This is a genomic window from Proteus myxofaciens ATCC 19692 (assembly GCF_001654855.1).
In the GTDB taxonomy this organism is placed as follows: domain Bacteria; phylum Pseudomonadota; class Gammaproteobacteria; order Enterobacterales; family Enterobacteriaceae; genus Proteus; species Proteus myxofaciens.
In genome coordinates this window covers 1-8,812 of the sequence record NZ_LXEN01000152.1, presented here as the reverse complement: position 1 = coordinate 8,812, position 8,812 = coordinate 1, and the positions used below count along the sequence as shown (strand labels likewise).

General features: G+C 38.4%; 10 protein-coding genes and 2 pseudogenes. 3 read left to right on the top strand and 9 right to left on the bottom strand.

Features of this window, described 5'->3' with window-relative positions:
• From M983_RS15260 to umuD, 5 genes are all read right to left on the bottom strand, one after another.
• On the bottom strand, positions 1 to 330 hold a 330-nt coding region (locus M983_RS15260), incomplete at its 3' end, for a hypothetical protein (RefSeq protein ID WP_066752871.1).
• 589 nt (positions 331 to 919) lie between these two features.
• A complete protein-coding gene (gene ymcF, locus M983_RS17950) occupies positions 920 to 1,084 on the bottom strand; it encodes a cold shock small protein YmcF (RefSeq protein ID WP_425415201.1) in 165 nt (54 codons plus the stop codon).
• Positions 1,068 to 1,280, bottom strand: coding sequence for a transcription antiterminator/RNA stability regulator CspE (gene cspE / locus M983_RS15255; protein WP_066752869.1), 213 nt, complete (start codon positions 1,278 to 1,280; stop codon positions 1,068 to 1,070). The genes ymcF and cspE overlap by 17 nt, the downstream gene beginning before the upstream one ends.
• A 326-nt stretch (positions 1,281 to 1,606) precedes the next feature.
• Positions 1,607 to 2,869, bottom strand: coding sequence for a translesion error-prone DNA polymerase V subunit UmuC (gene umuC, locus M983_RS15250; protein ID WP_066752866.1), 1,263 nt, complete (start codon positions 2,867 to 2,869; stop codon positions 1,607 to 1,609).
• On the bottom strand, positions 2,869 to 3,282 hold the full coding sequence (gene umuD / locus M983_RS15245; protein WP_066752863.1) for a translesion error-prone DNA polymerase V autoproteolytic subunit: 414 nt from the start codon (positions 3,280 to 3,282) through the stop codon (positions 2,869 to 2,871). The genes umuC and umuD overlap by 1 nt, the downstream gene beginning before the upstream one ends.
• A 145-nt stretch (positions 3,283 to 3,427) precedes the next feature.
• On the opposite strand from umuD, the gene M983_RS17160 reads away from it, so the two are divergent.
• Together M983_RS17160 and M983_RS18075 are read left to right on the top strand one after the other, a co-directional pair.
• Entirely contained in the window at positions 3,428 to 3,622 is a 195-nt protein-coding gene (locus tag M983_RS17160; protein WP_083954617.1) for a phage integrase Arm DNA-binding domain-containing protein, read from the top strand.
• A gap of 6 nt (positions 3,623 to 3,628) precedes the next feature.
• Positions 3,629 to 3,856 (top strand): annotated as a pseudogene (locus M983_RS18075) (tyrosine-type recombinase/integrase); the annotation flags it as partial.
• A 105-nt stretch (positions 3,857 to 3,961) separates the two neighbouring features.
• Here the strand turns inward: M983_RS18075 and M983_RS17150 are convergent.
• Positions 3,962 to 4,129: pseudogene (locus M983_RS17150) on the bottom strand (isocitrate/isopropylmalate family dehydrogenase); the annotation flags it as partial.
• Between the two features lie 393 nt (positions 4,130 to 4,522).
• Between M983_RS17150 and M983_RS15240 the strand changes: the two are divergent.
• Complete coding sequence (locus M983_RS15240; protein ID WP_066752860.1) at positions 4,523 to 4,897, top strand: hypothetical protein; 375 nt, start codon at positions 4,523 to 4,525, stop codon at positions 4,895 to 4,897.
• 460 nt (positions 4,898 to 5,357) lie between these two features.
• Here the strand turns inward: M983_RS15240 and M983_RS15230 are convergent, their stop codons facing one another.
• The 3 genes from M983_RS15230 to M983_RS17600 form a co-directional block, all read right to left on the bottom strand.
• The gene (locus M983_RS15230; protein ID WP_066752857.1) at positions 5,358 to 6,314 is read right to left on the bottom strand and encodes a DMT family transporter; all 957 of its coding nucleotides are present in this window, start codon (positions 6,312 to 6,314) and stop codon (positions 5,358 to 5,360) included.
• Positions 6,314 to 6,901 carry a TetR/AcrR family transcriptional regulator gene (locus M983_RS15225; RefSeq protein WP_066752853.1) on the bottom strand — a complete coding sequence of 196 codons (588 nt, stop codon included), beginning with the start codon at positions 6,899 to 6,901 and terminating at the stop codon, positions 6,314 to 6,316. Before M983_RS15225 ends, M983_RS15230 begins: the two co-directional genes overlap by 1 nt.
• Before the next feature lie 289 nt (positions 6,902 to 7,190).
• Positions 7,191 to 8,537: a phage tail fiber protein gene (locus M983_RS17600; RefSeq protein WP_167348691.1), complete on the bottom strand. Its 1,347-nt coding sequence runs from the start codon at positions 8,535 to 8,537 to the stop codon at positions 7,191 to 7,193.
• Positions 8,538 to 8,812: the final 275 nt, after the last annotated feature.

Genomic DNA, 8,812 nt, shown 5'->3' with positions numbered 1-8,812 from the left:
AGAAAAATGAATAGCCCAACCATAGTTTTTAGTGCCGTGCACACTACAAGTATCACCAGGCATTACTTTTATTGGTTGACTATTAGGATCCCAAACTAAAAGTGAAGTTTTGGATGACTGATTATCTATGCGAATAATTCCACCAGGTGCTTCATTCAATTCAGTGGCACTAAATAATGTGATTTTTGGTGAAAAACGTTCTTCAGTTAAATCAATATTAATAAAATAATTCTTTTTATCATAAATGGCTTTTAATTCTTGAGCCGTAATTTCTTGACCGTTCTCAAAAGAAAATTCGTAAAATCCTTCTATATGAATTTTATTAGTCATAATTATTACTCCTTATCTATGAATTAGTAAGATTAAACATTAGATTAATTTATACTATAGTTCATAATTAGAATGATGTTACAAATGATTTTTAAGGGTATAAAAATAATTAAAATTAATCGCTTTAATTTCAAATGGTTACTACGATGTTTTTTATTAAAATATTTTTTACTAAAAATGATGCATTAGATATATTTACCTACATAGAGATTCAGTTAACACATCAACTTTTGCGAGTATTTATTCGAACAATATCGTTTAACACCTATATAATAATTAGGTTATTTTATTAAATGTTTTCATTATTACCTCTTTTGCAAAAGCGCGTTATTCGATTTCTAAAGATAGTTTTAGTGAAGTTCAAGCAAAAAATATATAATATAAAAAATAAGATTTATTTAACTATATACCGAACAAAAATCATATATATTTAATAATTATGTCTCCAAGATCGCTATATTTTAGAAGTTTAACGCTTTCTAATCGATATTTTAATCATAAGCCAAGTTATAACTTAGATTGCTTTTATGAACTCAGATAACAAAAAACCCCGCCGAAGCGAGGTTCTATATATTCTGCTATTTAACGCTTAACTTACTTGAGCTGCCATCACAGTCTTACAAAATATACATTTTGCACCATATGGATTATTCACTGTTACATCAAACTGTGATGTTCTGTATTGTGAACTGCTACAACAAGGGCATTTAAAATAGAGACAAATTGTAATAGCGCCTTTAGAGAGCCACCACATTGCCAGCAGCAGGACCTTTCATTCCATTTTCCATAGTAAATGAAACTTGTTGGCCTTCAGCTAATGTTTTGAAGTTATCACTTTGGATTGCAGAAAAATGTACAAACACATCTTTACTACCATCTGCTGGAGTAATAAAACCAAAACCTTTACCTTCATCAAACCATTTTACTGAACCAGTCATTGTATTAGACATAGAATTTCCTTTAATTTTTTAAATCGCCATAAGGCATATGAGGTTTGTTTTTTATTTTTACTTATGGGAATTAATTAGAAGGAATTCGCAATGAAGAGGTATCAAGGATAACGCTAAACGGAGAACAACTTTAAACTGACTAACATAAATAGGCCTGTACTTCCAAACCAGTGACTACATTAGGACACAGATAAATATAGATAGCAACCTTTATTTTTTATATTCGAGATATAAGTATTTTATCTCGAATATAAAAACATCAATATCCAAATAAAAAAAGGAAACTAATAAGATATTATTAACTATAGGGAAATCTTGAGCGAACCTTATGCTTTTGCTATTGGCAACTCATTAAAATTTGTCGTATACGCAGGTGATAACATCTCTCGCTTCATTTGATATCCACTATCGCCCCCTTTCGTCGCAAACCAAACTTTACCTAATCCACTATTGTTTATTGTGTCTAATGTTTTCATTAATTCGTCACTATTTTTGAATGGCTTTTGAGTTGAAAACATATCGAATTGTGTAATATTTGAATTTACGAAGTCAGATAAAATAATTCCTGCTTTATAATATTTAAATCCATCTTGCCATATAGACGTGAGTCCACGCATGGCTGCATTAATAATATCGCGCGTATCACTACTCGGATATTCAAGCTTAATGCTGATACTATTGGCGTAATCTTCACCTGATGCATGTCGACTAGTTTGAATGAATAATCCAATAATTCTACATCTTTGCTTTTCTTCACGTAGCTTCTCTGCTGCACGTTCGGCATAATCACAAACAGCTTTACGCATAGTTTCAATATCTAAAACTTTCTTACCGAATGAACGCGAACATAATATTTGTTGCTTCACTTTTCTAACTTCTTCTAGCTCAATGAAAGACTCACCATTAAGCTCTCTGAGTGTTCTTTCAAGTGTTACACCGAAGGTTTTACGTATTGTCGCGACTGATGCATTAGCTAAATCTAGAGCGGTATAGATACTCATTGTTCTTAATTTTGAGGACATTCTACGGCCTATTCCCCAAACTTCTTCAATAGGAATAAGAGACAACAATTTTCTTTGCCGAACTCTATCTGAAAGTTCAACTACACCGCCAGTTTTTTTCCATCTTTTCGCCGCATGATTGGCAATTTTAGCCAGCGTTTTAGTTGGTCCTATTCCCACACCAACAGGCAAATGCGTTCGCTGTAAAATTGTTGATTGAATTTCTCTTCCATAGTCTTCTAGATTAAATGTATGAGCCATACCCGTAAAATCAAGAAACGCCTCATCAATCGAATAGATCTCCAAATGTGGCGCATACATTGATAACAGAGACATTACTCGATTACTCATGTCTGCGTACAGAGCGTAATTAGAACTAAATATATTAATATTATTTTGTCGATAGTAATTTCGTCGCTCATAATAAAGTTCGCCCATTTTTACTCCGAGCTTTTTAGCTTCAGCAGAGCGAGCAATGACGCAACCATCATTGTTACTCAGAACGATAACTGGCTTACCTATCAAATCAGGTCTAAATACTTTTTCACAGCTTGCATAAAACGAATTAACATCAACCAGCGCAAACATTATTGAGCCTTATGGATGATAAAAGTTACAACGCCGAATATCTGTAAGTTCTGCTCATCACCTATTTGTATAGGCTGGAAATCAACATTCATAGGAATAAGCATCGGAGGGTGTAGCTTTAATCTTTTAACGGTAAACTCACCATCAATGCTGGCTATAACGATATTGCCGTCTTTAGCAACAAGCGCGCTATCCACAATCACCACATCGCCGTCGTTAATATTTGCGTCAATCATTGAGTTCCCTTCAACCCTCAACATATACGTGCTTTCTGGGTGTTTAATTAGCGTACTGTTGAGGTTTATTCTATCTTCCATGAAATCAGCCGCTGGCGATGGAAAGCCTGCAGGCACTCTATCTAAGAATAATGGAATGTTGAGTATCGATTCTGAATTTATAGACTCTAGTTTCATAGTGCACCAAAATATAACTGTATTTATATACAGTATATTCAGTCCGGATTTGTTGTAAAGATTATTTTAATAAGCTTTTTTAATATTATTTCTTCCTACTCACCAATCGACACTTACCGTTGATTAATTCATTACCTGCTTTGAGTTGGAGATAAAAGCGTCAAAAAATAACGTCAATATTTCAAATACTTATCCTTTATTTAGTCGTAAAGCCAACAAGATTTATTGGCGTTATCGCCATCCTGTAACAAGTCAATATAATGTCTTCAGTGACAATGAAACTGAGGCAAAAACAATCGTCATTAAAGCGAATACAAGATTAGCAGAGCAACGTAGCTGATAAGCTACGGCAAATACATTAACGACTACATTTAAGAAAGCACGAGACAAATGTGGGTTAACTTGGGAAAAAGACACAGCCCCTACTTTTCACGAACAGCGTTCCTTATCTGAGCGACTTTATCGTGAATAAAGAATTAATGCACAAAAATTATTAGGACACAAAACACAAAAAATGACAGATAAGTACCAAGACGTTCAAGAAAAAAGTGGCAAATTATTGCTGTTTAATTGAATAGTTTTGGGGAATAATTTTGGTGAGATTTTGGGGAAGAATTTTATAGTGCAAAAAATAAACGGGAACTAATAAGCTCCCGTTAACTATTTATCAAATCAACAATTACATATGTTTGATAATCGCGTCACCAAACTCGCTACATTTCAGCAGTTTAGCGCCTTCTAACTGACGTTCAAAATCATAAGTCACGGTTTTAGCTTCGATTGCGCCTTCCATGCCTTTAATGATTAAGTCTGCTGCTTCTGTCCAACCCATATGGCGTAGCATTATATAAACCCACCAGCATTAACCATTTGTTTATTAAGGTATATTCACTCTTAATAGACCTAAAAGACCGTGGTTGTGCCTTTTTGTAACTTATTAATTATCATAATACTTATATTGGTTTTGATAACTACATATTAGAGTTGTAAACATAATTTAATAAGTATTAGAAACATTAGCTGGGAAAGCGGGAATAAGTTCTAAGTTAAGAGATATGGTACAAAACCACAAAAGACCCGGCGTTTCTCAAAAGCATTATGATAGATATGATTATTTAAGAGAAAAACGGGAAACACTTGATATATGGTGTGAGAAGCTATTGTCACTAAAAGAAGTATAGTATTTATATTTAGTTTCTTATTGTAGGATAGATGTTACCTACAATAAGGAATATTAAAAATGAGAATGACCTCGCGCAAAAAAGAGATAATGGAATTATTTGAACCCGACAATCTTGAATGGGTAACGGGTGAAATTGGCGAACCACCTTTTGATATTTCAGGCGTGGCTTATATTCTTAAAGGAATGGATTCTTTTAACAAGAAAAGTATTATCGAATCTACCCGTAGAACATTAGATAGTATGGTTAAAGATGGTTTACTAGAGAAAGTGTCCAGTTACGAGCGAAGACAAAACAAACACCAAGGCTCAAGTAGTTCTCCTGGTGTTCGCTGTGTCGTTAGTCGATATGGTTTACCTGGCAAATGTCATCTTGTGAAACACGAAAATGACGGAGAGGATTTTATTGAAGGTGAGTACACTATAGTTGGTTAATTTATTAGCTCAAATTTAAGATAATTACCTTATCATGGGATATAACTAATTTGGTAGTCCGCTTTGAGCGATAAGCGGACATATTCACTGAAAATTATTGGAAGCCTTTTCTTGTCCAGATTGGCTTTATCTGTAGATTTTCAAGAAAACATGTACCGTTATCGACACGCTTTTTTGTCGTCAGCGGGATCGTTCCTACCGAACCACAGACATATCAAGTACCATCACCTCTGATTTTTCAGGTTCCATCTTCACTTTACCTAGATTGATAATGTATATTCCCGGCCCTTTGAAAGAAAAATAATTGGCATGCACACCGCATGACACATGAATTCTCTGTTCGGAACCAAGGTCAATAGTCATTCGCCAAGTAGGCTTTGAAATTTACTCTGCTAAACCCTGATGATGGTATCGACACGCATATCAAAAGCCGGAAATGAGTCAAATGACGTTTTATCTTTCATGATTCTTTTTTTTCTGTGATTTCAAAATTTTCTTTCCGTTGCCGAACTAGGCTGAAACTTAACTTTCCGGCCGGAACGGTGATAATACCCAGACACGCAACTATTAGACCGACGCCTGCCCATCCTATAGGTGGCAATCTTTCACCGACGAGCAGAATGGCAAGGAGCGCGGCTATAACCGGCTCCAACAGAGTGATTGTAGTTGCCATACTGGCCGGAATGCGCGCAAGCCCGTAGCCATAACAGACATACCCAAGAAACATCGGAACCAGTGCCATATAAATACCGACGGCGGCATTATTCCATGCCATTAGTAGCGGCGCTCCTGTTACAAAAAGCACAGGCATAAGTAAAATACCGCCAGTACCAAAAGTGACCCCCATTGCGGCGCGAGAGGCTATCCCGGCCTCCATTAACCGCCGTGCAGACCACGAGTAAAAGGCATAGGTGAAGCCAGCCAACAGTCCCAGAAAGATCCCCATCATGGCATGGTCATTTGTGGTACTGCTTCCACTACTTTCTGCCAAGCAGAGTAGCACCATGCCTGTAACGCCAACACCCGCTCCGCACATCCACTGCCGGGTCAAACGAAGAGCGTCAAGTCGGTATTCAATCAGGGCGGACAGGATCGGCGCAGAGCCAATGGAAATAACCGTACCTACCGTAACACCTGCATTGTGCATGGAAGCATAAAAAGCGAGAGGGTAAACTGCTACCGCCACGGATCCGGTCAGCAGGAAATACCAGTTCTGGATGATCAGAGCACGCTGGCGAATTATTGTTGTCGCAGCGATAATACCCTGTAATAGCCCACCAATCCCCATCGCCACAGCTCCTATGGCTAAAGGACTCAGACCTGGGGCATATGTCGCAGCAGTGCCAGTCGTTCCCCAGAGAATGGCGGCGATAAGCACGCCTACCATGCCGCCAAGTCGCTGTCCCGAAGAAATCATTAGTACATCTCCATCAACTGTTCTGCAATATTGCTGGCCTGTTTAACGCAGTTACTGTTACCTTCCAGCCCGGCTCGTGAAATGCTGCCTTCCAGCAGAAAGGCAAAATGTCTGGCCATACAGTGTACGCTTTCAGCCTTTCCCTTCATCAGTTCCATTAAATGCGCAACCAGAATCGCTTCCACCTCTTCTTTGTGCTCACGAACGGCCTGACGACCCGGAACTCCTGCGGGAAGTTCGGCTGCCGCATTCAGAAGGCCGCAGCCGCGAAAACCGTTCTCATAGGCAAATTCAGCATGATCTTCATAAGCATAGAAAACAGCCATTACCCTCTCTTTGGGCGTCATGGCTAGTTCCAGCCGGGTTTTATACAACGAAAGCCATTCTTCATGCCGAACTCTGAGATAGGCTGCCACCAACTCATCTTTGGATGCAAAGTTGTTGTACAGGCTTTTTTTAGCAACGCCGGCTCTTTTTACTATGGCGTCAATTCCTGTGCCATTAATACCATGATTATAAAAAAGGACGCGTGCAGCACTGAGCAGTTTTTCTCGGGCAGTTTTTGAACCTTCAGATAAAGATGTCATGATCAGCCTCTTTGTTTATATGTAGGTAGACCAGTATACCTACTTGGGGTACCGAAGCAACAAAAGTCTGAATTTATCACAGACAGTGCGATCCTTAATAAGGTGGCCTAGCGAATAGAATGAAGTAAACAAGGTAGTTATATGTCGTGTCAGTAGCAATACGGCATCAGTCAGCATGTTTATATACGATAATAAATGTGCGCTTCTGGCACAAAGCGGACTACTGGCTCACATATAGTTCAATGCTATAACAGCATAAGTTCTAATCTTGGGCCAGTAAAATTAATTGTTATAGCAATATGTCATTTTCACCTAACCCGAATTGCTCTTTCATTTCCTCTTCTTTTCCCCTGCGTTCCTCTTCCGCTTTCTGAGCTTCTTCCATTTCCCGCATTCTCACGTTATAGAGGGATTGCTCTGGCATCTGTACACGAACAGAGATAAAACGACCATCGGGGATATCAATTAAATCACCGTCGCTGTAACCCTCAATATCATTACGGGCGAATTTAGGCGCATTAGGATGTGTACGGTGATAGGTCCTCACTCGTATTGAACCATCGGCAAGGATTTTTGAGTCTACCCAAATCAGTGGCTGTTTATTAACATCGAGTGGGATTTCAATACCGCCATCAACACCGCCCCAGCCTGCGTCAGCATTAAATCCCAGTACACCTTCGATAAGGTATTCGCCTTCTGAGAGTCTAGTAACAGTAGCGCCTTCAGATTCGTCATTAGTGGTATATGTACCGTCAGGGTTGATGTTGATAATGGGCGAACTTCGCTTATAAAATCCATTTCCGTCCACAGTCCACATATTCGATGTCATGACATCAACTTTTTCTCTGATTGAATTATTTGTCCACCTATCTATGGATAAAAAAATTGAACCATAATTAGAGAAAATCAAATTGCTCGCATTGGCGTTATCATAACGTACGTGTATGAATGAACCGTATGCAGCTATCCCAGAGGGTAAGTCACTCGGCGTTGCGTAGCCATAAAATCCAGCCCTGCCTATATCTAAAATTCTGGATGGTCTATTTAAAACCAATGCATCATGACCAACCCCATAATCATTTGTTTTTATAATTTGTCTGAATTTATTTATATAATTATCACTTCCAACACTACCGCCTCGATGAAACAATGAATCCCCAATATTATAGAATTGGTAGTTACCAACATAACCACTTTTATCATGCCAGACTCTGTTATTTGTTATAGAACCAAGAGAACCCGAATCACCACCCCATACCTGGCCTGCATTGACTAGCCCAGATGTAATACCATAGGAATATATACCCGACTCATTAATATTTTTATTCCTAAAATCATCAAACTGCTGTAATGCTACTTCACCTTGTTTATTAGGAGGAAAATAATAACCTCGCCCAGCACCGGCAACTTCCCCGTACAACCTAAATGGATAATTTTTCTCTGGCTTCATTACGCCAAAATAATCCTTAAAGGTATCATCGATAGCTATGTACATCCCAGCATATGAAGTGACTTGGCCTTTAAAGCGTTGGGTCTCCGCACTCACTAAACTGGCTCTATTTTCAATATCCCCTTGCATCTTTTTAATGCTATCCAGTGTGACTTTTTGCCCATTAGCTAACTCTACCGTCACCACGCCGTTATTCATCATCCATTGGTCCATTGCCCGTAGAAAATAGGTGGTGTCTGAGGCAATGGCTGTCATGCGGTTATTGGCATCACTGTAAGTATTGGGTTCGGTGAGGTTAATGCTGTAACCAGTATTTCTAACAGTAAAAGTAGCCGGTTGAGAAATCACTAATTCGGTATCACTATTTACCCTATCCACCATATAGGGGTAATTCATATTGCCGTTTTGAATTAAAATTAATGTGCCTGCTCGAATAGCCGGATTATTAACGGTCCATTTGG